Annotated in this window: 23 protein-coding genes; 2 read left to right on the plus strand and 21 right to left on the minus strand. The window is 71.1% G+C overall.

Going from position 1 to position 23,811, the window contains the following annotated elements; genetic code table 11:
• Position 1 precedes the first annotated feature (1 nt).
• From ACZ6ZN_RS28540 to ACZ6ZN_RS28565, 6 genes are all read right to left on the minus strand, one after another.
• The gene (locus tag ACZ6ZN_RS28540) at positions 2-436 is read right to left on the minus strand and encodes a DUF948 domain-containing protein (protein ID WP_398110698.1); all 435 of its coding nucleotides are present in this window, start codon (positions 434-436) and stop codon (positions 2-4) included.
• Between the two features lie 185 nt (positions 437-621).
• Positions 622-1,236 (minus strand): 30S ribosomal protein S4, encoded by a 615-nt coding sequence (gene rpsD / locus ACZ6ZN_RS28545; protein ID WP_010046470.1) that lies wholly within the window; start codon positions 1,234-1,236, stop codon positions 622-624.
• 309 nt (positions 1,237-1,545) lie between these two features.
• Positions 1,546-2,898 carry a replication-associated recombination protein A gene (locus tag ACZ6ZN_RS28550; RefSeq protein WP_469650660.1) on the minus strand — a complete coding sequence of 451 codons (1,353 nt, stop codon included), beginning with the start codon at positions 2,896-2,898 and terminating at the stop codon, positions 1,546-1,548.
• A 62-nt stretch (positions 2,899-2,960) separates the two neighbouring features.
• A complete protein-coding gene (locus ACZ6ZN_RS28555; RefSeq protein ID WP_398110696.1) occupies positions 2,961-3,617 on the minus strand; it encodes a vitamin K epoxide reductase family protein in 657 nt (218 codons plus the stop codon).
• A gap of 263 nt (positions 3,618-3,880) precedes the next feature.
• Entirely contained in the window at positions 3,881-5,143 is a 1,263-nt protein-coding gene (gene hisS / locus ACZ6ZN_RS28560; RefSeq protein ID WP_451877213.1) for a histidine--tRNA ligase, read from the minus strand.
• An 11-nt stretch (positions 5,144-5,154) separates the two neighbouring features.
• Positions 5,155-5,862: an MBL fold metallo-hydrolase gene (locus ACZ6ZN_RS28565; RefSeq protein WP_398110694.1), complete on the minus strand. Its 708-nt coding sequence runs from the start codon at positions 5,860-5,862 to the stop codon at positions 5,155-5,157.
• A gap of 167 nt (positions 5,863-6,029) precedes the next feature.
• Here ACZ6ZN_RS28565 and ACZ6ZN_RS28570 point away from each other — a divergent pair, with 167 nt between their 5' ends.
• Both ACZ6ZN_RS28570 and ACZ6ZN_RS28575 read left to right on the plus strand, forming a co-directional pair.
• The gene (locus tag ACZ6ZN_RS28570) at positions 6,030-6,875 is read left to right on the plus strand and encodes a peptidylprolyl isomerase (protein ID WP_469650664.1); all 846 of its coding nucleotides are present in this window, start codon (positions 6,030-6,032) and stop codon (positions 6,873-6,875) included.
• Positions 6,876-7,011: 136 nt separating this feature from the next.
• A complete protein-coding gene (locus ACZ6ZN_RS28575; RefSeq protein ID WP_451877211.1) occupies positions 7,012-8,241 on the plus strand; it encodes a DUF349 domain-containing protein in 1,230 nt (409 codons plus the stop codon).
• Between the two features lie 89 nt (positions 8,242-8,330).
• On the opposite strand, the gene relA is transcribed toward ACZ6ZN_RS28575, so the two are convergent.
• The 15 genes from relA to pgsA all read right to left on the minus strand — a co-directional run bounded on the left by relA (position 8,331) and on the right by pgsA (position 23,725).
• A complete protein-coding gene (gene relA, locus ACZ6ZN_RS28580; protein WP_451877210.1) occupies positions 8,331-10,847 on the minus strand; it encodes a GTP pyrophosphokinase in 2,517 nt (838 codons plus the stop codon).
• A 195-nt stretch (positions 10,848-11,042) separates the two neighbouring features.
• Positions 11,043-11,582 (minus strand): adenine phosphoribosyltransferase, encoded by a 540-nt coding sequence (locus tag ACZ6ZN_RS28585; RefSeq protein ID WP_469650667.1) that lies wholly within the window; start codon positions 11,580-11,582, stop codon positions 11,043-11,045.
• Positions 11,579-12,688 (minus strand): protein translocase subunit SecF, encoded by a 1,110-nt coding sequence (gene secF, locus ACZ6ZN_RS28590; protein ID WP_451877208.1) that lies wholly within the window; start codon positions 12,686-12,688, stop codon positions 11,579-11,581. The genes ACZ6ZN_RS28585 and secF overlap by 4 nt, the downstream gene beginning before the upstream one ends.
• 1 nt (position 12,689) lies before the next feature.
• Positions 12,690-14,441: a protein translocase subunit SecD gene (gene secD / locus ACZ6ZN_RS28595; protein WP_469650669.1), complete on the minus strand. Its 1,752-nt coding sequence runs from the start codon at positions 14,439-14,441 to the stop codon at positions 12,690-12,692.
• A gap of 132 nt (positions 14,442-14,573) precedes the next feature.
• Positions 14,574-15,062: a preprotein translocase subunit YajC gene (gene yajC, locus ACZ6ZN_RS28600; protein ID WP_398110687.1), complete on the minus strand. Its 489-nt coding sequence runs from the start codon at positions 15,060-15,062 to the stop codon at positions 14,574-14,576.
• Between the two features lie 185 nt (positions 15,063-15,247).
• Positions 15,248-16,318 carry a Holliday junction branch migration DNA helicase RuvB gene (gene ruvB, locus ACZ6ZN_RS28605; RefSeq protein WP_398110686.1) on the minus strand — a complete coding sequence of 357 codons (1,071 nt, stop codon included), beginning with the start codon at positions 16,316-16,318 and terminating at the stop codon, positions 15,248-15,250.
• Between the two features lie 124 nt (positions 16,319-16,442).
• Positions 16,443-17,048, minus strand: coding sequence for a Holliday junction branch migration protein RuvA (ruvA, locus tag ACZ6ZN_RS28610; protein WP_451879921.1), 606 nt, complete (start codon positions 17,046-17,048; stop codon positions 16,443-16,445).
• Positions 17,045-17,584, minus strand: a complete 540-nt coding sequence (gene ruvC / locus ACZ6ZN_RS28615) for a crossover junction endodeoxyribonuclease RuvC (RefSeq protein WP_398110684.1) — start codon at positions 17,582-17,584, stop codon at positions 17,045-17,047. The genes ruvA and ruvC overlap by 4 nt, the downstream gene beginning before the upstream one ends.
• 107 nt (positions 17,585-17,691) lie before the next feature.
• Positions 17,692-18,444, minus strand: coding sequence for a YebC/PmpR family DNA-binding transcriptional regulator (locus ACZ6ZN_RS28620; protein WP_369197446.1), 753 nt, complete (start codon positions 18,442-18,444; stop codon positions 17,692-17,694).
• A 48-nt stretch (positions 18,445-18,492) separates the two neighbouring features.
• Positions 18,493-19,098, minus strand: coding sequence for a pyridoxal 5'-phosphate synthase glutaminase subunit PdxT (gene pdxT, locus ACZ6ZN_RS28625; RefSeq protein WP_398110683.1), 606 nt, complete (start codon positions 19,096-19,098; stop codon positions 18,493-18,495).
• Positions 19,099-19,102: 4 nt separating this feature from the next.
• Positions 19,103-20,008, minus strand: a complete 906-nt coding sequence (pdxS, locus tag ACZ6ZN_RS28630; protein WP_048581098.1) for a pyridoxal 5'-phosphate synthase lyase subunit PdxS — start codon at positions 20,006-20,008, stop codon at positions 19,103-19,105.
• 160 nt (positions 20,009-20,168) lie between these two features.
• Entirely contained in the window at positions 20,169-20,711 is a 543-nt protein-coding gene (locus ACZ6ZN_RS28635; RefSeq protein WP_398110682.1) for a LemA family protein, read from the minus strand.
• A 175-nt stretch (positions 20,712-20,886) separates the two neighbouring features.
• Entirely contained in the window at positions 20,887-22,050 is a 1,164-nt protein-coding gene (locus tag ACZ6ZN_RS28640) for a glycosyltransferase family 4 protein (RefSeq protein WP_469650675.1), read from the minus strand.
• Positions 22,047-22,955 carry a phosphatidylinositol mannoside acyltransferase gene (locus tag ACZ6ZN_RS28645; RefSeq protein WP_469650679.1) on the minus strand — a complete coding sequence of 303 codons (909 nt, stop codon included), beginning with the start codon at positions 22,953-22,955 and terminating at the stop codon, positions 22,047-22,049. Before ACZ6ZN_RS28645 ends, ACZ6ZN_RS28640 begins: the two co-directional genes overlap by 4 nt.
• Positions 22,952-23,725: a phosphatidylinositol phosphate synthase gene (gene pgsA / locus ACZ6ZN_RS28650; protein ID WP_398110800.1), complete on the minus strand. Its 774-nt coding sequence runs from the start codon at positions 23,723-23,725 to the stop codon at positions 22,952-22,954. Before pgsA ends, ACZ6ZN_RS28645 begins: the two co-directional genes overlap by 4 nt.
• Positions 23,726-23,811: the final 86 nt, after the last annotated feature.

Consider the following 23,811-nt stretch of genomic DNA (forward strand, 5'->3'; position numbering starts at 1 on the left):
CTCAGTCCCTCTTGTCTCGGGCGCTGCGCCGGGAGACCGTCCGGCCCACGATCACGGTACGCCTCGGTGCCTTGGCGGGCGGCGCGTCGTCCCTGCGGCCGCCCAGGGCCCGGCGCACGCCGTAGCCGAAGGCGGCGACCTTGACCAGGGGGCCGCCGAAGGTGGAGGCGACGGTGGTCGACAGTGCCGAGGCGTTCGACGTGACCTCCTGGACGTCGGAGGCGATCGCGTCGACCCGGTCGATCTGGGTCTGCGCGGAGCGCACCGCCGCGGAGGCGTCGGCCAGCAGCGGGACGGCCTGGTCGGTCACGTCCGCCACGAGCTTGGTGGTCGCCCTGAGCGTCTGGGCCAGCCTCGCCAGTGCGACGGCGAGGAAGGACACCAGGATCGCCCAGAAGACGGCCACCAGGATCCCGGCAACCTCTCCACCGGACACTGTGCACCCGCTCCCTGAAACGCGCCTGAACTTCGAAAAAGTCGTACGCCGAGCCTATCGCGCCGGGGGTGGGGCTCCGTACCGGATTACCGCCCGGGCGTGGGGGGATCGCGAAAGCCCGCCGCCCCGTCCGCCGGTGAGGGCGGGCGGGGCGGCGGGCTGACGTACCGCGTGCCTGCTGGGGATCAGCGGGCGTAGTACTCGACGACGAGCTGCTCGTCGCAGATCACCGGGATCTCCTTGCGGTTCGGCTCGCGGTCCAGGCGGAACGCCAGGGCCTTGAGGTTCACCTGGAGGTAGCGCGGGGTCTCGCCGTCGGGGGCGAAGCCACCCTCACGGGCGATCGTGAAGAGGGTCTTCTCCTTGGAGCGCTCACGCACCTGCACGACGTCGTCCGGACGGACGCGGAAGGACGGCTTGTCGACCTTCTTGCCGTTGACGGCGATGTGGCCGTGGACGACCATCTGGCGGGCCTGGTAGATCGTGCGGGCGATGCCCGAACGCAGCACCAGGGCGTCGAGACGGCGCTCGAGCTCGATGATCAGGGCCTCACCGGTCTTGCCCTGGACCTTGGAGGCACGCTCGTAGGCGCGGACGAGCTGGCGCTCGGACACGTCGTACTGCGCGCGCAGACGCTGCTTCTCGAGCAGACGGACCTTGTAGTCCGAGTTCTGCTTGCGGCCGCGGCCGTGCTCACCCGGCGGGTAGGGGCGGGCCTCGAAGTACTTGACGGCCTTCGGGGTCAGCGCGATGCCGAGGGCACGCGACTTCTTGACCTTGGGGCGGGACTGGTTCGCCACTGCTTCTCATTTCCTTGATTCGGCTCGTCAGGGTTGTGGGAGGTCGCATCCGCAGCCGGGGAAACCCGCCTCGGTCCGATGGGACCTCGGTGGGCAGCCGCTCCCCTGGTCTGGGCACATACGTGCAGCACGCGAGTGGCCCACCGACCGGTCCCGTCCGTGACGGGGGGTGGTGGGCTGCCCGCGACACCGTTCGACGGTGCGCGACGCTCCTGGAGCCGTTCCGGGGACGTATCCCCGACGGGCTCCGGCCGACTGCCCCGTTCTGACTGCACGGGACGCGGCACTCCGGACGAGTTTACAGGGTGCTCAGGACCGCTTGCGACCGAGGTTCTTCCGGGTCCACTCGACCGCGTCCGCGTACCGGGCCTCCGCTCCGTGCCGGGTCGGCTCGTAGTACTCGCGGTCCTTCAGGGCGTCCGGGGCGTACTGCTGGGCGGCGATGCCCTCGGGCAGGTCGTGCGGGTAGACGTAGCCCTGGCCGTGGCCCAGCTTGGTCGCGCCCTTGTAGTGGCTGTCGCGCAGATGCGCGGGGACCGGCCCGGCGAGGCCCTTGCGCACGTCCTCCAGGGCCGCGCCGATCGCGGTCGTCGCGGCGTTGGACTTGGGGGCGAGCGCCAGGGCGATGGTGGCGTGGCTGAGGGTGAGGGACGCCTCCGGGAAGCCGATCATCGCGACGGCCTGGGCGGCGGCGACCGCGATCTGCAGGGCGTTCGGATCGGCGAGGCCGATGTCCTCGCTGGCGGAGATCATCAGGCGCCGGGCGATGAAGCGGGGGTCCTCGCCGGCCTCGATCATCCGGGCCAGGTAGTGCAGGGCGGCGTCGACGTCCGAGCCGCGGATGGACTTGATCAGGGCGCTGGCGACGTCGTAGTGCTGGTCTCCGTCGCGGTCGTACTTCACGGCGGCCCGGTCGACCGTCTCCTCCAGCGTGGTCAGCGCGATCTCGGACTCGCCCTGGTCCAGGGCGGCTCCGGCGGCGGCCTCCAGGGCCGTCAGGGCGCGTCGGGCGTCGCCGCCGGCGATGCGCAGGAGGTGGTCCTCGGTCTCCTCGGGGAGGGTGACGGCGCCCTTGAGACCGCGCTCGTCGGTGAGGGCCCGGCGCAGCAGGCCGCGGATGTCGTCGTCCGTGAGCGGTTCGAGGGTGAGCAGCAGGGAGCGGGACAGCAGCGGCGAGATCACCGAGAAGTACGGGTTCTCCGTCGTCGCGGCGATGAGGGTGACCCAGCGGTTCTCCACGGCCGGCAGGAGGGAGTCCTGCTGGGCCTTGCTGAAGCGGTGGATCTCGTCGAGGAAGAGGACCGTCTCCTTGCCGTAGCCGCCGGCGGCGCGGCGGGCTCCGTCGATGACGGCGCGGACCTCCTTGACGCCGGCGGTGATCGCCGACAGTTCGACGAAGCGGGCGTCGGTGGCCTTGGAGACGACGTAGGCGAGGGTGGTCTTGCCGGTGCCGGGCGGGCCCCACAGGAGCACCGAGGAGGGTCCGGCCGGTCCGGAGGCCTCCCCGACCAGTCTGCGCAGGGGCGAGCCCGGCTTCAGCAGGTGCCGCTGGCCCACGACCTCGTCGAGGGTGCGCGGGCGCATGCGCACGGCCAGGGGGCTGCTGGACGGCTCCTTCTCCTGGCGTTCTTCTGCTGCGGCGGTGAACAGGTCGGGCTCCACGTCCGAAACCCTAGTTCACGGCACCGACAGTCGGTCGGGGCCCGGTCGGGGCCCGGCCGGGCTCAGCTGAGCCAGAAGTCCCACCAGCGGGTCAGGATCAGCATGCCGATGATGCCGATGTGCAGCACCGGCATGACCCAGGTGAACTCGCCGAAGAAGCTCTTGAGCCAGCCCGGGGCGGGCAGGAAGCCCTTGCGGATGTTGAACGAGGTCACGTACCAGAACATGACGATCGTGGCGACCCAGGCCAGGCAGCACCACAGGCACAGGGCGTTGATCCGGTACAGGGACTGGAACATCAGCCAGGCGCAGAAGCTCACGCCGAACAGGCAGCCGGCGTTGAAGGTGAGCCAGTACCAGCGCGGGAAGCGGGCGCGGGCGAGCAGGCTCACGCCGACCAGGATCACGACGGCGTAGGCGGCGATGCCGAGCATCGGGTTGGGGAAGCCGAAGACGGCGGCCTGCTTGCTCTCCATGACGCTGCCGCAGGAGACCACCGGGTTGAAGCTGCACCCGGGTGTGAACGTCTTGCCCTCGACCTTGGCTTCCAGGATCTTGAACTTGTCGAGGGTGATGACCCAGGCGGCGAGCAGTCCGGCCGCGCCGGTGATCATCAGCAGCAGGGCGAAGGCCCGGCTGCCGCCCTCCACGCGGGGCGCGGTCTCGGCGCGCTCCGGCTCGGGCTCCGTGGAGACGTCCCTGACTGTCGTCTTGCTCATCACGCCGATTCCGTCACTCGAGACCTGAACCTCTTCGGGCACGGCCATTGTGCCGCACGGTCCTGTGTGCGCACCGTTCGCTGGGGATAAGGATGCCCGCGGGGTCGTCCCTGAGGGTTGCGTTTCGGCCGACGTGCGTTCGCCCGGGCGCACAGGGGTGCGAAGGCGCCGCGCAACGGCACAGGCGCCGGGCACCTCGTCGGTGCCCGGCGCCCGCGCGGGGTGCTGCGGCCTCTGCGGTTCTGCGGCCTCTGCGGATACGGCTAGCCGAGCCGCGCTTCCAGTTCCGCCACGATCTCGTTCACGCCGACGGCCGTCTGCTCGCCGGACTCCATGTCCTTGAGCTGGACGACGCCCTCGGCCAGGTCGCGCTCGCCCGCGACGATCGCGTAGCGGGCGCCGCTGCGGTTGGCGTTCTTCATGGCGCCCTTGAGGCCCTTGCCGCCGTAGGAGAAGTCGGCCGCGATGCCGTTCTTGCGCAGCTCGGCGACCTTGCCGAACAGCAGGCGGCGCGCCTCCTCGCCGAGCGGCACGGCGTAGACGCTGGTGGTGGCGGGGATCTCGAGCTCCACGCCCTCCGCCTCCAGCGCCAGGACCGTGCGGTCGACGCCGAGGGCCCAGCCGACGGACGGCAGCGCGGGGCCGCCGATCATCTCGGACAGGCCGTCGTAGCGGCCGCCGCCGCCCACCGCGGACTGGGAGCCGAGGCCGTCGTGGACGAACTCGAAGGTGGTCCGGGTGTAGTAGTCCAGGCCGCGCACCAGCTTCGGGTCGTCCTCGAAGGAGACGCCCGCGGCCGTGATCAGCTCACGGACCTCCTCGTGGTACGCCTTGCACGCGTCGCACAGGTAGTCGCGCAGCAGCGGGGCGTCGGTCAGCTGCTTCTGGACCTCCGGGCGCTTGTCGTCCAGGACGCGCAGCGGGTTGATGTCCGCGCGGCGCAGGGTGTCCTCGTCCAGGTCCAGGCCGCGCAGGAACTCCTGGAGCGCCGCCCGGTACACGGGACGGCACTCCTTGTCGCCCAGGCTGTTGAGCAGGATCCGGAACTCGCTCAGCCCGAGCGAGCGGTAGGCCTGGTCGGCCAGGATGATCAGCTCGGCGTCCAGCGCGGGGTCCTCCGCGCCGATCGCCTCGGCACCGACCTGGGAGAAGTGGCGGTAGCGGCCCTTCTGCGGGCGTTCGTAGCGGTAGTACGAACCGGAGTACCAGAGCTTGACCGGGAGATTTCCGGTCTTGTGGAGGTTGGCCTCCAGCGCTGCGCGCAGCACCGAGGCCGTGCCCTCGGGACGCAGGGCGAGCTGGTCACCGCCCTTGGTCTCGAACGCGTACATCTCCTTGGTGACGATGTCGGTGGACTCACCGACCCCGCGTGCGAACAGTTCCACGCTCTCGAAACCCGGCGTCTCGATGTAGCCGTAGCCGGAGTTGCGCAGCGGGGCGGCGATCGCCTCACGGACGGCCAGGTACGTGGCGCTGTCCGGCGGGATCAGGTCGTAGGTGCCCTTGGGGGCCTTGAAGGTGCTCACGGAAGGTCTCGTCACATTCCTCGTCGGGGAGCGGGCTGGGCTCCCTGGCCGGCCGCCACCTGCCGCAGATACGGGTTGGTGGCGCGCTCCTGGCCGATGGTCGTCTGGGGGCCGTGTCCGGACAGCACCACGGTCGAGTCGTCGAGGGGCAGGCACACGCGGGCCAGCGAGTCGAGCATCTCGGCCATGTCACCGCCGGGCAGGTCGGTGCGTCCGATGGAGCCGGCGAACAGCAGGTCGCCCGAGAACAGGATCGGCGGGATGTCCGCCGCCTCGGGCATGCCGAAGGTCACCGACCCCTTGGTATGGCCGGGGGCGTGCGCGACGGACAGCTCCAGGCCGGCCAGTTCCAGCTTCGAGCCGTCGGCCAGTTCCCGGACGTCGTCCGGCTCCCCCACGGTCAGCTCCCCCATCAGCGGCATCCCGATGGAGCGGCCGAGCGCCTTCTCGGGGTCGCTCATCATGTACCGGTCGTCGGGGTGGATCCAGGCCGGCACGTCGTGCGCGCCGCAGACCGGGACGACCGAGGCCACGTGGTCGATGTGGCCGTGGGTGAGGACGACGGCGACGGGCTTGAGCCGGTGCTTGGCGATCGCCTCGGCGACGCCGTCGGCGGCCTGGTGGCCGGGGTCGATGATCACGCACTCCTCGCCGGCGGCGGGGGCGACGAGGTAGCAATTCGTCCCCCAGGCCCCGGCGGGGAACCCGGCAATGAGCACGATCGTCCTTCGTTGTGTCGATACGGGCGGCTACAACTGCTCACAGAGCCTACCGGCGCTGCCGATTCCTCAGCGAACCCATATACGGTACGGGGCACACGCAGGCGGTCGGCACAGGACGCCACGCGTACCGGTCGGCGTTTTTGGACCCAGGAGGAGAGAACCCGGTGGTCAGCCAGGAACAGCGGCGGCGTCAGCTCGCCCGGGAGAAGTTCTTGCGGCAGCAGCAGCGGCGCACGGACGCGCGACGCAAGGCCCGTATGCGCAACGCGGTGATCGCCTCGGTCCTCGGCGTGGTCGTGGTGCTGTCCGTGACGGTCTTCCTCACCAAGCCGTTCGAGGACGACGGCAAGAAGGAGAACGCGGGCGCGGAGGTCACGCCGAGCGCCTCGCCCAGCAAGGCGCCGGACCCCTGCGAGAAGCCCGCTCCGGGCAAGGTCAAGTCGCAGACCTGGAAGAAGGAACCGTCGGTGGCCATCGACGAGTCGGCGAAGTACGCGATGAAGCTGGACACGACCTGCGGCGAGATCGGTGTCGCGCTGAAGGCGTCGGCGGCCCCGCACACGGTCAACTCGTTCAAGTTCCTCGTCGACAAGGGGTACCTGGACCACACCAAGTGCCACCGCCTCACCAGCCAGGGCATCTACGTCCTGCAGTGCGGCGACCCGCAGGGCACCGGCATGGGCGGCCCCGGCTACACGATCCCGGACGAGAACCTGAAGGACAAGAGCCTCAAGGGCGGGGTGTACCCGGCGGGCACGGTCGCGATGGCGAACCAGTACAACGCGCAGACCAAGCAGGGCCGTGACAGCGGCGGCAGCCAGTTCTTCCTCGTCTACCAGGACAGCCAGCTGCCGCCCGACTACACACCGTTCGGTACGGTGTCCGAGGCCGGCATGAAGGTCCTGCAGAAGATCGCCAAGGCCGGGGCGCAGGCTCCCGACCCCCAGACGGGCAACACCGCGCCCAACGCGACGGTCGTGATCAACAAGGCCACGATCAGCGAATCTTGACCCTCAACTGCGTAATTTCGGTCGCGCGGGATGCGGACAGGCCCCCCGCCGGTCGCCTATGTTGGCCGTGACGAAACTGTGGACGATGCCCGGGGGTGCCACAGGCCCCCCGCAGGCATCATGTGGAGGAGGCGCTGTGAGCAGCGACCCGTGGGGCCGCGTCGACGAGACGGGGACCGTGTACGTGCGTACGGCCGACGGCGAGCAGGTCGTCGGTTCCTGGCAGGCAGGCTCCCCCGACGAGGCGCTGGCCTACTTCGAGCGCAAGTACGAGGGCCTGGTTGTCGAGATCGGCCTCCTCGAGAAGCGAGTGAAGACCACCGACCTGTCGGCCAAGGACGCCCAGGCCGCCATCGACCACATCCGGGAGCAGGTCGACGCCCATCACGTGGTGGGCGACCTGGACGCCCTGCGGGTCCGGCTGGACAAGCTCGTGGAGCTGGTGGAGGCGCGTCGCGAGGAGCGCAAGGCGCAGCGGGCGAAGCAGTCCGACGAGGCGCGGCACGCCAAGGAGGCGCTGGTCGCCGAGGCGGAGGAGCTGTCGCAGTCGGACCAGTGGCGGGCGGCCGGTGAGCGGCTGCGGGCCCTGGTGGACACCTGGAAGGGCCTGCCGCGGCTGGACCGCAAGTCCGACGACGAGCTGTGGCACCGCTTCTCGCACGCCCGGTCGGCGTTCTCCAAGCGGCGCAAGCAGCACTTCGCGCAGCTGGACGCCCAGCGCGAGGAGGCCCGCCGCACCAAGGAGCGGCTGGTGGCCGAGGCCGAGGCGCTGTCGAACTCGACGGACTGGGGTGCGACGGCCGCCCGCTACCGCGAGCTGATGTCCGAGTGGAAGGCCGCGGGCCGTGCGCAGCGCGAGCACGAGGACGACCTGTGGAACCGCTTCCGCGGCGCCCAGGACGTCTTCTTCGCGGCGCGCAGCTCGGTCTTCGCCGAGCGGGACGCCGAGCAGGCGGAGAACCTCAAGCTCAAGGAGGAGCTGGCCGAGGAGGCCGAGAAGCTCCTGCCGATCACCGACCTGAAGGCGGCCCGGGCCGCGTTCCGCAACGTGAACGAGCGCTGGGAGGCCATCGGCCACGTGCCGCGCGACGCCCGGCCCAAGGTCGAGGGCCGCATGCACGCCGTCGAGCGGGCCATCCAGGAGGCCGAGGAGGCCGAGTGGCGCCGGACGAACCCGGAGGCACGCGCGCGTGCCGCGGGTCTGACCGGGCAGCTCCAGGCGGCGGTGGACAAGCTGCGGGGCCAGATCGAGCAGGCCCGCGCCCAGGGCAACGACGCCAAGGCGGACAAGCTCCAGCGTGAGCTGGACGGCCGCCAGGCTCTGCTCGACCAGGCGCTGAAGGGTCTGCAGGAGTTCGGCGGCTGAGCCGGCCGAGGCCACGTGAAGGGGGCTTTCCGTACACCTCGTACGGAAGCCCCCTTCTTGCGTGGGCCGACGCGGGCCGGCGTGGGCCGCTACGACCTGCTGCGCGCCGAGGTCACCCGGTACACGTCGTAGACGCCCTCCACGCCGCGGACCGCCTTCAGCACATGGCCGAGATGCTTCGGGTCGCCCATCTCGAAGGTGAAGCGGGACGTGGCGACGCGGTCGCGGGAGGTCTGGACGGCCGCGGAGAGGATGTTGACGTGCTGGTCGGACAGCACGCGGGTGACGTCCGAGAGCAGCCGGGAGCGGTCGAGGGCCTCCACCTGGATGGCGACCAGGAAGACCGAGGACTGCGTGGGCGCCCACTCGACGTCGAGGATGCGCTCGGGCTCCCGGGAGAGCGACTCCACGTTCACGCAGTCGTTGCGGTGCACGGACACGCCGCTGCCGCGGGTGACGAAGCCGATGATCGGGTCGCCGGGGACGGGGGTGCAGCAGCGGGCCAGCTTGACCCACACGTCGTCGACGCCCTTGACGACGACGCCGGGGTCGGCGCTGGAGCGGCGCTTGCGGCTGCGTCCGCGGGCCGGCGGGACCGACTCGTCGATCTCCTCGGTGGCCGCCTCCTCGCCGCCGAGGGCCTGGACCAGCTTCTGCACGATGTTCTGCGCGGAGACGTGGCCCTCGCCGATCGCCGCGTACAGGGCGGAGATGTCGGCGTAGCGCATCTCGTGCGCCAGGGTCACCAGGGAGTCGCCGGTCAGGATGCGCTGGATCGGCAGGTTCTGCTTGCGCATGGCGCGGACGATGGCGTCCTTGCCCTGCTCGATCGCCTCGTCGCGGCGCTCCTTGGAGAACCAGGCCCGGATCTTGTTGCGGGCGCGCGGTGACTTGACGAAGCCCAGCCAGTCGCGCGAGGGCCCGGCGCCGGCCGCCTTGGAGGTGAAGACCTCGACCAGGTCGCCGTTGTCGAGGGTGGACTCCAGCGGCACCAGGCGGCCGTTGACGCGGGCGCCTATCGTGCGGTGCCCGACCTCGGTGTGCACCGCGTAGGCGAAGTCGACCGGGGTCGCCCCGGCGGGGAGCGCGATGACGTCGCCCTTGGGGGTGAAGACGAAGACCTCGTTGCGGGAGAGGTCGAAGCGCAGCGACTCCAGGAACTCGCCGGGGTCCTCGGTCTCCTTCTGCCAGTCGAGGAGCTGGCGCAGCCACGCCATGTCGTTGAGGTGGTCGTCCTTGCTCTTGCCGGACGACTTGGGGGCGTCGGTGCGCACCTTGGACGCGCCGGCGACGGCCTCCTGCTTGTACTTCCAGTGCGCGGCGATGCCGTACTCGGCGCGGCGGTGCATGTCGAACGTGCGGATCTGCAGCTCGACGGGCTTGCCGCCGGGGCCGATGACCGTCGTGTGCAGCGACTGGTACATGTTGAACTTGGGCATCGCGATGTAGTCCTTGAACCGGCCGGGGACCGGATTCCATCGCGCGTGGACGGTGCCGAGGGCCGCGTAGCAGTCGCGGACGGTGTCCACGAGGACGCGGATGCCCACCAGGTCGTAGATCTCCGCGAAGTCACGGCCGCGGACGATCATCTTCTGGTAGACGCTGTAGTAGTGCTTGGGGCGGCCGGTGACGGTGGCCTTGATGCGGGCGGCGCGCAGGTCCTGCTGGACCTCGTCGGTGACGATGGCCAGGTACTCGTCGCGCTTGGGCGCCCGCTCGGCGACCAGCCGGACGATCTCGTCGTACATCTTGGGGTAGAGGATCGCGAAGGCGAGGTCCTCCAGCTCCCACTTGATGGTGTTCATGCCCAGGCGGTGGGCGAGCGGCGCGTAGATCTCCAGGGTCTCGCGCGCCTTCTTCTCCTGCTTCTCGCGCTTGAGGTAGCGCATGGTGCGCATGTTGTGCAGGCGGTCGGCGAGCTTGATGACCAGGACGCGGGGGTCCTTGGCCATGGCGACGACCATCTTGCGCACGGTCTCGGCCTGGGCGGCCTCGCCGAACTTGACCTTGTCCAGCTTGGTGACGCCGTCGACGAGGAGGGTGACGACGTCGCCGAAGTCGCGGCGCAGGTCCTCCAGGCCGTACTCGGTGTCCTCGACCGTGTCGTGCAGCAGGCCGGCCATGAGCGTGGCCGGATCCATGCCCAGCTCGGCGAGGATGGTGGTGACGGCGAGGGGGTGGGTGATGTACGGGTCGCCGCTCTTGCGCTTCTGGCCGCGGTGCCAGCGCTCCGCGACCTGGTAGGCGCGCTCGATCTGGCGGAGCGTGGCCGTCTCGATCTTGGGGTCGTTGCTGCGCACTATCCGCAGCAGCGGTTCCAGCACCGGGTTGTACGGGTTGGCGCGCTGCACGCCGAGCCGGGCCAGGCGGGCGCGGACACGGTTGGAGGAGCCGCTGCGGGCCGGCTGGCCCGAGGCCTGGCGCACCGGCGGGGCGGGCTTGGGACGGGCCTGCTCGGCGGGCTTGTCGACCGGTGCCGACTGGGCGTGCTCGACCGGCCCGCGGGTGTCGTTCTTCGCGTGGGGCGCGGTCGGCGCGGGCTTCGCCGCGGCTGCCGAGGCGGACTCGGGCTTGGCGGCGGTCAGGTGCTGGGCCTCGTCTGGCAAGAGGACTCCTCGTGCGCGATCCGGGTCCCCCGGTCAGGCTCCGGAGACCCCATGGTAGCGATCCTGAGCTCCGGGATCGCCTTCAGGCCGATGTGAGAGCCGTCTACCCGCAAACGCGGAAGGCGGACCCCGAAATTCCGCGGGGTCCGCCTTCGCGGTGTCGTATCTCGGCTCGCCGGGCTGTCCGGCGAGCCGCTAGACGGTGAGCAGGGCCTCCAGCGGGGCGCCGTCCAGAGCGGACTCCAGGCGGGCGCGGCCGCTGAGGAACCCGAGCTCCATGAGAACGGCGAGACCGGCCACCTCGGCGCCGGCCCGGCGGATGAGCTGGATCGACGCCTCGGCGGTGCCGCCGGTGGCGAGGACGTCGTCGACGATCAGGACGCGGTCGTCCCCGCCGAGGTCCTCGGCGTGGACCTCGATCTCCGCCGAGCCGTACTCCAGGTCGTACGCCTGGGCGAGGGTGGCTCCGGGGAGCTTGCCCGCCTTGCGCACGGGGATGAAGCCGAGACCGGCGCGGACGGCGACCGGGGCGCCCAGGATGAAGCCGCGGGCCTCCAGGCCGACGACCTTGGTGGCGCCGGTGCGCTCGGCGATCTCCGACAGGGCGTCGGTGAGCGCGGTGAACGCCGCCGGGTCCGCGAGCAGCGGGGTGATGTCCTTGAACATCACGCCCGGCTCGGGGTAGTCGGCCACGTCCCGGATGCGGCTGAGCAGCAGCTCCTGGATGTCGGTCACCGGCGCTTCCCCGAGGGGCGGCCGCGTCCGCGGGTGCGGGACGCCGGCTGGTTGCGGGGACCGACGACGGCGGGCGTGGCGTCCTCGGGCTCACCCGCGTACGCCTCGTCGTGGACCTCGGTCTCGCCCTTGGCGGCGGCCTGGGCCCGCTTGGCCAGGACGCGCTTCCTCAGGGCCTTCATCGCCGGCTCGCGCTCCTTGAGGTCGGCGACGAGCGGGGTGGCGATGAAGATCGAGGAGTACGCACCGGCCGCGAGGCCGACGAACAGCGACAGCGAGATGTCGTTCAGCATGCCGGCGCCGAGGACACCGCCACCGATGAACAGCAGGCCCGCCACCGGCAGCAGCGCGACCACCGTGGTGTTGATGGAGCGCACCAGGGTGCTGTTGATCGAGCGGTTGGCGATGTCGCTGTAGGTCCAGCGGGTCTGTTTGGTGATGTCCCTGGTCTGTTCCTTCAAGCTGTCGAACACCACGACCGTGTCGTAGAGCGAGTAGCCGAGGATGGTCAGCAGACCGATCACCGTGCCCGGGGTGACTTCGAAGCCGACCAGGGCGTAGATGCCGACCGTGATGGTGATGTCGTGGATCAGCGCGACGAACGCGGCGACGGCCATGCGCCACTCGAAGGCGATCGCCAGGTAGATCACCACGAGCACCATGAAGATGCCGAGGCCCTGCCAGGCCTTGTTGGCGATCTGGTCACCCCAGCTGGGGCCGACGAGCTCGGCGTTGATCTCCTCCGCGTCGAGCTTCAGATCGTCGGAGAGCTGGGTCTTGATCTTGTCCGCGGCACCGGTGTCGATGCCGGCGACCTGGATGCGCAGGGTGCCGTCACCGAGCTTCTGGACGATCGCGTCGTGACCCGAGGCGTCCTCCGCGTAGCCCTCGGCCTGGGACACCGAGGCGCTGACGTTCTTCGGAGTGGTGAAGACGGCGCCGCCCTGGAACTCGATGCCCATGTGCAGGCCGCGGACCGCCAGGCCCACGATGGCCGTGATGGTGATCAGGATCGACAGGCCGTACCAGATCTTGCGGTTCTTGACGAAGTCGTAGCCGATCTCGCCACGGTGCAGTCGAGCGCCGAGGTTGCCGAGTTTCGACATCTCAGGCCTCCTTGGTGTCGACGGGGACGGCGGGGCGGCGGGTGCGGCGCAGCGGCGGCTGCGCACCCAGGCTCTTCGGGTCGAGGCCGGACCACTTGTGGCCGTTCGCGAAGAACGGGCGGCGGGCCATCAGGGTCAGCAGCGGCTTGGTGAAGAGGAACACCACGACCACGTCGAGCAGGGTGGTCAGGCCGAGCGTGAACGCGAAGCCCTGGACCTTGCCGACGGTGACGATGAACAGCACCGCGGCGGCGAGGAAGGACACGAAGTCGGAGACCAGGATGGTGCGCCGCGCGCGCGGCCAGGCGCGCTCGACGGCGGGGCGCAGCGAGCGGCCCTCCCGGATCTCGTCGCGGACACGCTCGAAGTAGACGATGAACGAGTCCGCCGTGATGCCGATGGCGACGATGGCGCCGCAGACGGCCGGCAGGTTCAGCGCGAAGCCGATGGTCGGGCCGAGCAGCGACATGATCGTGTAGGTCAGCGCGGCCGACACCAGCAGGGACAGGATCGCGATGAACGACAGGCCGCGGTAGTAGGCCAGCAGGTAGATGACGACCAGCGCGAGGCCGATCGCACCGGCGATGAGTCCGGCCTCCAGCTGCTCGCCGCCGAGGGCGGCGGTCACGGTGGTGACGCTGTCCTCCTCGAAGGTCAGCGGCAGGGCGCCGTAGGACAGCATGTTGGCGAGGCTCTTGGCCTCCTCCTGGGTGAAGCTGCCGGAGATCTGCGCGTTGCCGCCGCTGATGGTGGTCTGGACGAACGGGTGGGAGACCACCTCGTCGTCCAGCACGATCGCGAACTCGTTCTGCGGGGTGGCCTGCTGGGCCAGCTTGGCGGTGGTCGCGGCGAACTTCTTGGTGCCCGCGGAGTTGAAGGTCATGTCGACCTGCCAGCCGCCGGCGCCCTGGGTGTTGAGGCTCGCCTGGGCCTTCTTGATCTCGGTGCCGTCGACGTCGACCGGGCCCAGCAGGAACTTGCTCCAGACCTTGCCGTCCTGCCCGCAGGCGACGGTGGGCTGGTCGTTCTTGGCCGCCTTGCCGGCGGTGGCGCGCTGCTTCGGGTCGGAGCAGTCGAGGGCGGCGTACTGCTTCTCCAGCGCGCCGGACGCGGCGTTGCCGGTGCTGGACGGCGACGGGCTGGCGGAGGCCTTGGGGCTGCCGCTCGCGGACGGGGTGGCGTCGGCCTTGAGCGAGTCGGTGACGGCACGGCCCTGGGTCGTGGCGGAGGCCGACGGGCTCGGGGAGCCGGAGGTCGCGGACTCCTTGGGCTTGCCGGAGCCGGAGGGGCTCGGGGAGGCGCTGCCGCCGGAGGTGCCGCTCGGGGTGGGCTCGGCCTCACCGGGGGCGGCCTCGCGCTGCAGGACCGGGCGGAAGTAGAGCTTGGCGGTGGTGCCGACCTGATCCCGGGCTTCCTCGGAGTTGGTGCCCTTGGGGATGTTGACGATGATGTTCCGGCTGCCCTGGGTCTGTACCTCGGACTCCGAGACGCCCAGACCATTGACACGGCGTTCCATGATCTCGACCGCGGTGTCCATGTTGGTCTTGTTGATGGCGTTCTCCTGGCCCGGCTCGGAGACGGCGCGGAGCGTGATGCTCGTACCGCCGGCCAGGTCGATGCCGAGACGCGGCTTCGTGTGTCCCGAGGCGAACATTCCACCGGTGAGCGCCGCGATGGCGATCAGGATCAGGGCCAGCGAGCGCCCCGGCTTGCTCTGGGCGCTCGCGCTCCGGCCCTTTTTAGGTGTGGCCACCTTCTCGTACTCCCTCTCGGGCCGCCTCCGTCCGGATCGGCGGACGGGCGGCCATGCCAATGTGTCGGGACTCCGTGCGAGCCGGTCGTGTGCCGGGGTGCGCGGGCCGGGCCCGCGCACCCCGGGACACGACTACTTCGCGTCGGAGTCGCCGTCCGTCTTCTTCGGCTCTGCGTCCGCCTTCGCCTCGTCGACCGGCGTCTCGCCGGCCGTGTCCCCGGCAGCGTCCTTCTTGCCGAGGTCGACGGCCTGCTCGTCGGCGGCGGCCGGCTCGTCGGTCCCGGTGAGGGAGGAGGCGTCGTCCGGGACGACGTCGGCGTCGGACTTCAGGTCGTGCTCGATGCCGTGGACGATGCGGTTGTACTCGTCGTCGGTCAGGACGGCACCGATGGCGTTCTTGGCGAAGAGGAGCTCGACGCCGGGACCGGCGTCGACGAGGACGGTGTCCTCGTTGACCTCCTTGACCGTGGCGTACATGCCCCCGATGGTGCGGATGCCGCTGCCGGGCTGCATTTGGTTCCGCATCTCCACGGCCTGCTGCTGCTTCTTCTTGGCCGATCGGGTCATCAGGAACATGGCCCCGATGAGCACGATGAACGGGAGGAGGGTCAGGAGACTCACGGGTCGGTACTTCCTTCACACGACCGCGCTGTGAGCGGCCAGATGGTTGGGGGTGTGTACGCCGCCGACTAAGGCGGCATCGGCGGAGTCTAAGCGAGTCCGCGCGCATGGAACAACGCTCAGCATGGCACCGGGGTTCCTGCTCCGGCCACTGTCCTCGCCGTGCCGCCGCGGTGGCGGCGGCGTCACGCCCCGAACAGGTCCTGTTGTCCGTTTCCGGCGGCCTGGGAGCGCGGCGGGGTGAGGCCGAGGTGCGCCCACGCGGCGGGGGTGGCGACCCGGCCGCGGGGGGTGCGGGCGAGCAGTCCCTCCCGTACGAGGAAGGGTTCGGCGACCTCTTCCACGGTCTCACGTTCCTCCCCCACCGCGACAGCGAGCGTGGACAGGCCGACGGGGCCGCCGCCGAACAGCTTGAGCAGGGCCTCCAGCACCGCCCGGTCCAGCCGGTCCAGACCGCGTTCGTCCACCTCGTAGACGGCGAGCGCGGCGGCGGCGATGTCGCGGGTGATCAGGCCGTCGGCCTTGACCTGCGCGTAGTCCCGGACGCGGCGCAGCAGGCGGTTGGCGATGCGGGGCGTGCCGCGGGAACGGCCGGCGATCTCGGCGGCGCCCGCCGGGTCGATCTCGACCTCCAGCAGGTTCGCCGAGCGGTGGACGACCCGCTCCAGTTCGGCCGGTTCGTAGAACTCCATGTGGGCGGTGAAGCCGAAGCGGTCGCGCAGCGGGGGCGGCAGCAGCCCGGCGCGGGTGGTGGCGCCGACCAGGGTGAAGGGGGGCAGTTCGAGGGGGATGGCCGTCGCGCCGGGGCCCTTGCCGACGATGACGTCGACGCGGAAGTCCTCCATGGCCATGTAGAGCATCTCCTCGGCGGGCCGGGACATGCGGTGGATCTCGTCGAGGAAGAGGACCTCGCCCTCCTGGAGGGAGGACAGGATCGCGGCGAGGTCGCCGGCGTGCTGGATGGCGGGGCCGGAGGTGATGCGGATGGGGGCGCCCATCTCCGCCGCGATGATCATGGACAGGGTGGTCTTGCCGAGGCCGGGGGCGCCGGAGAGCAGGACGTGGTCGGCGGTGGCGCCTCGCGCGCGGGCGGCGCGCAGGACGAGGTCGAGCTGCTCGCGGACCTTCTCCTGGCCGATGAACTCGCCCAGGTCCTTGGGGCGCAGGGCGGCCTCGACGGCCTGGTCCTCACGGTCGGCGGACGCACCCACGAGCCGCTCGGCGGCGTCGGCGTCGGTCGTGTCGTCCCAGTTCATGGAGTGTGCCTCGAAATCTCGGTACGGAGGGTGCGGCGGTGCGGGTGCGGCGGTGGGGGCGGGCGGGGCGCGGGGCCGGCGCGAGGCCCCGGGGTGCGGGGCTGCGGCCGTCCTGCCGGGCCCGCTACCGGGCCCGGTTCAGCGTCTGCAGGGCGGCCTTGAGGAGCTGCCCCACCTGGGGCGTGCCCTCGGCGGCCTCGGCCTGCGGGGCCACGGCGGACACGGCCTCGTCGGCCTCGCGGGTCGCGTAGCCGAGCCCGATCAGCGCGGCGTGCAGCTGGTCGCGCCAGCCGGTGCTGACCGGTGCGCCGACCGCGGGAGCGCCGACGGGCGCGCCGAGCCGGTCCTTCAGCTCCAGCAGCAGTTTCTGGGCGCCCTTCTTGCCGATGCCGGGGACGGCGGTGAGGGCCTTCTCGTCGGCGGTGGACACGGCCCGGCGCAGCGCGTCCGGGCTGTGCACGGCGAGCATGGCCTGGGCCAGTCTCGGTCCCACGCCGCTCGCGGTCTGGAGCAGCTCGAAGACCTGCCGCTCGTCGTCGTCCGCGAAGCCGTACAGGGTGAGGGAGTCCTCGCGGACGACCAGGGAGGTGTGCAGCTTCGCCGGCTGCCCCATGCGGAGCGTGGACAGCGTGTTCGGCGTGCACTGGACGGCCATGCCGACGCCGCCGACCTCGACGACCGCGGCGTCCGGAGCGAGTGCGGCCACTGTGCCGCTGACGAAGGCGATCATGCCGTACGGCCTTTCGGTGCTCGGGCGGTGTGCAGGGCGACGGCCTGCTGGAGTCGGTTCTGCGCGGGGGCGCGCCAGATGTGGCAGATGGCGAGCGCGAGGGCGTCGGCCGCGTCGGCCGGCTTCGGGGGTGCGTCGAGTCGGAGCAGGCGGGTGACCATGGCGCCCACCTGGGCCTTGTCCGCGCGGCCGCTGCCGGTGACGGCGGCCTTGACCTCGCTCGGGGTGTGCAGCGCGACGGGGATCCCGCGGCGGGCGGCGCACAGCATGGCGACGGCGCTGGCCTGGGCGGTGCCCATGACCGTCCGCACGTTGTGCTGGCTGAAGACGCGCTCCACGGCGACGAACTCGGGGCGGTGCTCGTCGAGCCACTGCTCGATGCCCTGCTCGACGGCGACCAGGCGGTGGCCGAGCTCGGCGTCCGCGGGTGTGCGCACGACACCGACGCCCACCATGGTCAGCGGGCGTCCGGCGACACCCTCGACCACACCGACGCCGCACCGGGTCAGTCCCGGGTCCACCCCCAGTACGCGCACGCGCCCTCCCTTTCGCTCACCAGTTTGTGCAGGCTATCGGGTGCCACCGACAACGCGACGGGCCGACGGGGTGTGTCCCGTCGGCCCGTCGCTCGCGTGCGCGCGTGTCAGGCGTCGACCTTCTCCATGACCTCGTCGCTGACGTCGAAGTTGGCGAAGACGTTCTGCACGTCGTCGCTGTCCTCGAGCGCGTCGATCAGCTTGAAGATCTTCCTGGCGCCCTCCTCGTCCAGCTCGACCTGCATGGTCGGGACGAAGTTGGCGTCGGCGGAGTCGTAGTCGATGCCGGCGTCCTGGAGGGCGGTGCGGACCGCGACCAGGTCGGTGGCCTCGCTGATGACCTCGAACGTCTCACCGAGGTCGTTGACCTCCTCGGCCCCGGCGTCCAGGACGGCGCCCAGGACGTCGTCCTCGGACAGCTCACCCTTGGGGACGATGACGACGCCCTTGCGGTTGAACAGGTACGACACCGAGCCCGGGTCCGCCATGGAGCCGCCGTTGCGGGTCATGGCGACGCGGACCTCGGAGGCGGCGCGGTTGCGGTTGTCGGTGAGGCACTCGATGAGCACCGCGACGCCGTTCGGGCCGTAGCCCTCGTACATGATCGTCTCGTAGTCGGCGCCGCCGGCCTCCAGGCCCGCGCCGCGCTTGACCGCGGAGTCGATGTTCTTGTTGGGGACCGACGACTTCTTGGCCTTCTGGATGGCGTCGTAGAGCGTCGGATTGCCCTCGATGTCGGCGCCGCCCATCCGCGCCGCGACCTCGATGTTCTTGATCAGCTTCGCGAAGAGCTTGCCGCGCTTGGCATCGATGACGGCCTTCTTGTGCTTCGTCGTGGCCCATTTAGAGTGGCCGGACATCTGCCTGTCTCCTTCGCGTAACCCATCTCAGCAACGAACGCAGGAATCCTACAAGGACTCGGCTGCCCGGTTCGCGCGCACCATGTCGACGAACAGGGCGTGCACCCGGTGGTCGCCGGTCAGTTCCGGGTGGAACGAGGTGGCCAGTGCGTTGCCCTGGCGCACGGCGACGATGTGGCCGTCGTGCTCGGCCAGCACCTCGGCCCGGGCGCCGACGGACTCCACCCAGGGGGCGCGGATGAAGACGCCCTCCACGGGTTCGCCCTCGACGCCCGTGACGCCGACGGCCGCCTCGAAGGACTCGTTCTGCCGCCCGAAGGCGTTGCGGCGCACGATCATGTCGATGCCGCCGACCGTCTCCTGGCCCGAGCGCGGGTCGAGGATCTTGTCCGCGAGCATGATCATGCCCGCGCAGGTGCCGTAGACGGGCATGCCGTCCCGCACCCGTGCGCGCAGGGGCTCCATGACCCCGAACAGCACGGCCAGCTTCGAGATGGTGGTGGACTCCCCGCCGGGGATGACCAGGCCGTCCACCTCGGCGAGTTCCTCGGGGCGCCGCACCGGCCTGGCCACGGCGTCGGCCGCGGCCAGGGCGACGAGGTGCTCCCGTACGTCGCCCTGGAGGGCCAGGACGCCTATGACAGGAGTGCTCATGGAACTACCAGCCGCGGTTGGCGTAGCGCTCGGTCTCGGGGAGGGTGTCGCAGTTGATGCCGACCATGGCCTCGCCGAGGTTGCGGGACGCGTCCGCGATGATCTTCGGGTCGTCGTAGAAGGTGGTGGCCTTCACGATGGCGGCGGCGCGCTTGGCCGGGTCGCCGGACTTGAAGATGCCGGAGCCGACGAAGACGCCCTCGGCGCCGAGCTGGCGCATGAGCGCGGCGTCGGCGGGGGTGGCGACGCCACCGGCGGAGAAGAGGACGACCGGGAGCTTGCCGAGCTCGGAGACTTCCTTGACCAGCTCGTAGGGGGCGCGCAGCTCCTTGGCGGCGGCGTACAGCTCGTTGTTGTCGAAGCCGCGCAGCTTGGCGATCTCGTTCTTGATCTGGCGCAGGTGGCGGACGGCCTCGACGACGTTGCCGGTGCCGGCCTCACCCTTGGAGCGGATCATCGCGGCGCCCTCGGCGATGCGGCGCAGGGCCTCGCCGAGGTTGGTGGCACCGCAGACGAACGGGGTGGTGAAGGCCCACTTGTCGGAGTGGTTGACCTCGTCGGCCGGGGTGAGGACCTCGGACTCGTCGATGTAGTCGACGCCGAGGGACTGCAGCACCTGGGCCTCGACGAAGTGGCCGATGCGGGACTTGGCCATGACCGGGATCGAGACGGCGTCGATGATGCCCTCGATCATGTCCGGGTCGGACATGCGGGCCACGCCGCCGTCCTTGCGGATGTCGGCCGGGACCCGCTCCAGCGCCATGACGGCGACCGCGCCCGCGTCCTCGGCGATCTTCGCCTGCTCCGGGGTGACGACGTCCATGATGACGCCGCCCTTGAGCTGCTCGGCCATGCCGCGCTTCACACGGGCGGTGCCGGTCTCGGGAGCCTGGTTTTCGGAGATGGACACGGGTGACCTCGCTGATGGGAAAGAGGGTTTCTGCAGCACCGAGGAAACGTGAGGGAAGCAGGCCACAGCAAGGGCCAATGAGAACGCCGTGGATCCTTTTCGGCGACGCGGCCGGGAACGGCCGGTGGACGGGACGGGCGGCCCGTGTCGCCCGGCGGGGTCAGGCGGCCCGGTCGACCAGGGCGGCCGGGGGCTCGTCGTCCATCTCGAAGGCCATGGGGAAGGGGGCGTGTCCGGCCAGCCGGAACCAGCGCACCTTGCGGTGCCGCCGCAGGGCCCGGGCCGCGCGCACGGCGTCGTTGTGGAAGCGCCGGGCCATCGGCACCCTGCGCACCGCCTCGGTGAGTTCGCGGGCCGCCTCCTCTCCCCCGGGCGCCTCGCGGACGGCCTCCACCTGCGCGGGTTCCTCGAACACCGCGCGCAGGGCCTGGGTCAGCTCGCTCTCGGCGACCTCCCGCTGCTCCTCCTCGGCCTGCCGGGCGGCGTGGGCGGCCTCGTACAGGACGATGGAGGCGGCCGGGTCGAGCACCCCGGAGGTGGCCAGCTCCTGCGCGACGGAGGCGCGGCGCAGCAGCTGCGCGTCGAGTGCGGCGCGCGCGGCGTCGATCCGCGCGTGCAGCCGGTCCAGCCGCCCGGCCGTCCAGCTGAGGTAGAGGCCGATCACCACGAGGGCGACGAGGATCCAGATGAGGGTTGCGGTCACAGGCCAAGAGGCTACCGGGGCGCTCCACCGGACCGGCCGGGTGTCTCACCGGGGGCGGGTCCTCGCCCGGGCCTTCCGTGGGCGGCCGTCCCGCGGGCCCGCGTCGCCCACCTGAGCTGCGGGGACGCCCGGCCGCACATGTCCCGTGCGCCGCGCGCCCAGCGCAGGTGGGGCGTCAGTCCCGGGCCAGGCCCAGCCGCCCCCACAGGCCGCTGGTCCGTTCGTCCTCGGCCACCGCCGCCGCGCCCGCCGTGACCGTCTCGTACACCGACATGATGTCCGCGCCGACCGTCGACCAGTCGAAGCGCCGTACGTGCGCACTGCCCCGTTCGCGCAGTTCCGCGCGCCGCTCCGGGTCGTCCAGGAGGCGGACGGCCGCGTCGGCCAGGGCGTCGGCGTCCTCGTTGGGGAACAGTTCGCCCGCAGCGCCCCGGTCGAGGACCTGGGCGAAGGCGTCCAGGTCGGAGGCGAGCACGGGGGCGCCGGCCGACATGGCCTCGACCAGGATGATGCCGAAGCTCTCGCCGCCCGTGTTGGGCGCGACGTACAGGTCGACGCTGCGCAGGAAGCGGGCCTTGTCCTCGTCGCTGACCATGCCCAGGAACTCCACGCGGGAGCGCAGCTCGACGGGCAGGGACTCCACGGCCTCCTTCTCGTCGCCGCGTCCGGCCACCAGCAGGCGGGTCCGGGGGCGCGCGGCGAGGATCTTCGGCAGGGCCTTCATGAGCACCGGCAGGCCCTTGCGGGGCTCGTCGATGCGCCCTATGAAGCCGATCGTGTCGCCCTGCCACTCGGCCTTGGGGTCGGCCTCGGCGAAGAAGTCGACGTCGACGCCGTTGGGGATGACCACCGCGTCCCCGCCGAGGTGCTCCACCAGCGTGCGGCGGGCGTACTCGCTGACCGCGATCCGCGCGCTGATCTTCTCCAGCGCGGCCTGGAGGATCGAGTAGGCGGCGATCATGGCCCGGGAGCGCGGGTTGGAGGTGTGGAAGGTGGCCACGATCGGGCCCTGGGCGGCCCAGCAGGCCAGCAGGCCCAGGGAGGGCGAGGTCGGCTCGTGGATGTGGATCACGTCGAAGGATCCGTCGTGCAGCCAGCGGCGCACCCGGGCGGCGCTGAGGAAACCGAAGTTCAGCCGGGCGACCGAGCCGTTGTACGGCACGGGCACGGCGCGCCCCGCCGAGACGACGTAGGGCGGCAGCGGGGTGTCGTCGTCGGCGGGGGCCAGGACGGACACCTCGTGGCCGAGGCGGATGAAGTACTCCGCGAGGTCGCGGATGTGGAACTGGACGCCGCCCGGCACGTCCCAGGAGTAGGGGCAGACGATGCCGATCCTCACGGGCGCCCCTTGGCGGGGTCGAGGTCCGCGAGCCACAACCGCTGCAGCATGTGCCAGTCCTCCGGGTGGTCGGCGATGCCGGTGGCGAAGGCGTCGGCCAGCGCCTGTGTCATGACGGACGTCTTCTCGGCGCGCGTACCTGACTCGGGCACCTCCACGGGCGGGTGGACCCGGCCGCGCATCACGGGCGAGTCGTCGTACCAGAGGGTGACGGGCAGCAGCAGGGCGCCCGTCTGCTGGGCGAGCAGGGCCGGCCCGGCCGGCATCCGGGCGGTGTCGCCGAAGAAGCCGACCTCCACGCCGGAGGCGGACAGGTCGCGGTCGGCGACCAGGCAGACCAGGCCGCCGTCGCGCAGTCGCCGGGCCAGGGTGCCGAAGGCGCTGCCGCCGCTGTGCGGCAGGACCTCCATGCCGAGGCCCTCGCGGTAGGCGACGAACCGGTCGTAGAGCGTCTCGGGCTTGAGCCGCTCGGCGACGGTGGTGAAGGGGACGCCCAGGTGCGTGGTGACCCAGGCGCCGGCGAGGTCCCAGTTGGCCAGGTGCGGCAGGGCGAGGATCACGCCCCGGCCCGCGTCGAGGCCCTCGGTGAGGTGGTGCAGGTCCTTGGGGGTGAAACCGTCCGCGATGCGCTGCCTGCTCCAGGCGGGGAGGCGGAAGGACTCCATCCAGTAGCGCAGGTAGGAGCGCATGCCCGCGCGGGAGAGGTCGGCCAGCCGCTCGGGGCTCGCGCCGGGCACCACGCGCGCGTAGTTGCCCTCCAGCCGCTGCACGCCCTTGCCGCGCTGCTTCCAGGCCAGGTCGGCGATGGTGTGTCCGAGCCGCACGGCGGCGGGTTCGGGCAGCTTCCTGACCGTGCTCCAGCCCAGCCCGTACAGCGCGTCCGTCAGCCGGTCCTGCGCGCTCACGTGGCCGCCTCGCTCCCGTGGGAGGCGTTGCGCTGCCCGCCCCCGTCGTCCTGCGCGGCGGCGTCCTGCGTGAGGGCCGCCGCCTGCTCGGCCTCGGCGGATTCGCGGCGGACGGTGACGACCCGCTGGATCAGCGTGACGAGGCTGCCCACGGCGACGATCCACAGGGCGACCGGCAGCAGGTACTGGATGCCGGGGACGCCGAACTTGTGCAGGCCCGCGAAACCGGCCGCGACCAGCGAGATCACCAGCCGTTCGGCGCGCTCCACCAGTCCGTTGACGGCCACCGGCAGTCCGATCGACTCGCCCCGGGCCTTGGTGTACGACACCACCTGCCCGCTGGCCAGGCAGAAGATCGACACGGCGCACAGCACGAGGTCGTCGCCGCCGCCCGCGTACCAGAGGATGAAGCCGCCGAAGATCGCGCCGTCGGCGACCCGGTCGAGCGTGGAGTCGAGGAAGGCGCCCCAGCGGCTGGAGCGGCCCAGCTGGCGTGCCATGTTGCCGTCGACGAGGTCGGAGAACACGAACAGCGTGATCACGACCGTGCCCCAGAAGAACTCGCCCATGGGGTAGAAGACCAGCGCGCCCGCGACCACACCGGCGGTGCCGATGAGCGTGACGGTGTCGGGGCTGACGCCCCGGCGGATCAGAAACGCGGCGAACGGTGTGAGGACACGCGTGAAGAATGCACGCGCGTACTTGTTCAGCATGGCCTTCCCGAGGGTCGGTGTCGCCGTCTGGCCCCTGCTGGCCACCGGCTGGCCCATCGTAGCCACGCGCGCGTGCGGGTGAGGTGCGGGCACCCTGACCCCTTTCGGGGGAACCGGCGGGGCACCGGTGGGCGGCACGACGA

This window comes from Streptomyces sp. NPDC053665 (assembly GCF_055585285.1).

Bases quoted from the DNA above. Each gene is read 5' to 3' on its own strand.
- ruvA (WP_451879921.1), bottom strand. From the start codon at position 17,048: ATGATCGCCTTCGTCAGCGGCACAGTGGCCGCACTCGCTCCGGACGCC.
- ACZ6ZN_RS28620 (WP_369197446.1), bottom strand. From the start codon at position 18,444: ATGTCCGGCCACTCTAAATGGGCCACGACGAAGCACAAGAAGGCCGTC.
- ruvB (WP_398110686.1), bottom strand. From the start codon at position 16,318: ATGAACTGGGACGACACGACCGACGCCGACGCCGCCGAGCGGCTCGTG.
- secF (WP_451877208.1), bottom strand. From the start codon at position 12,688: ATGTCGAAACTCGGCAACCTCGGCGCTCGACTGCACCGTGGCGAGATC.
- ACZ6ZN_RS28555 (WP_398110696.1), bottom strand. From the start codon at position 3,617: ATGAGCAAGACGACAGTCAGGGACGTCTCCACGGAGCCCGAGCCGGAG.
- pdxT (WP_398110683.1), bottom strand. From the start codon at position 19,098: ATGAGCACTCCTGTCATAGGCGTCCTGGCCCTCCAGGGCGACGTACGG.
- pgsA (WP_398110800.1), bottom strand. From the start codon at position 23,725: ATGGGCCAGCCGGTGGCCAGCAGGGGCCAGACGGCGACACCGACCCTC.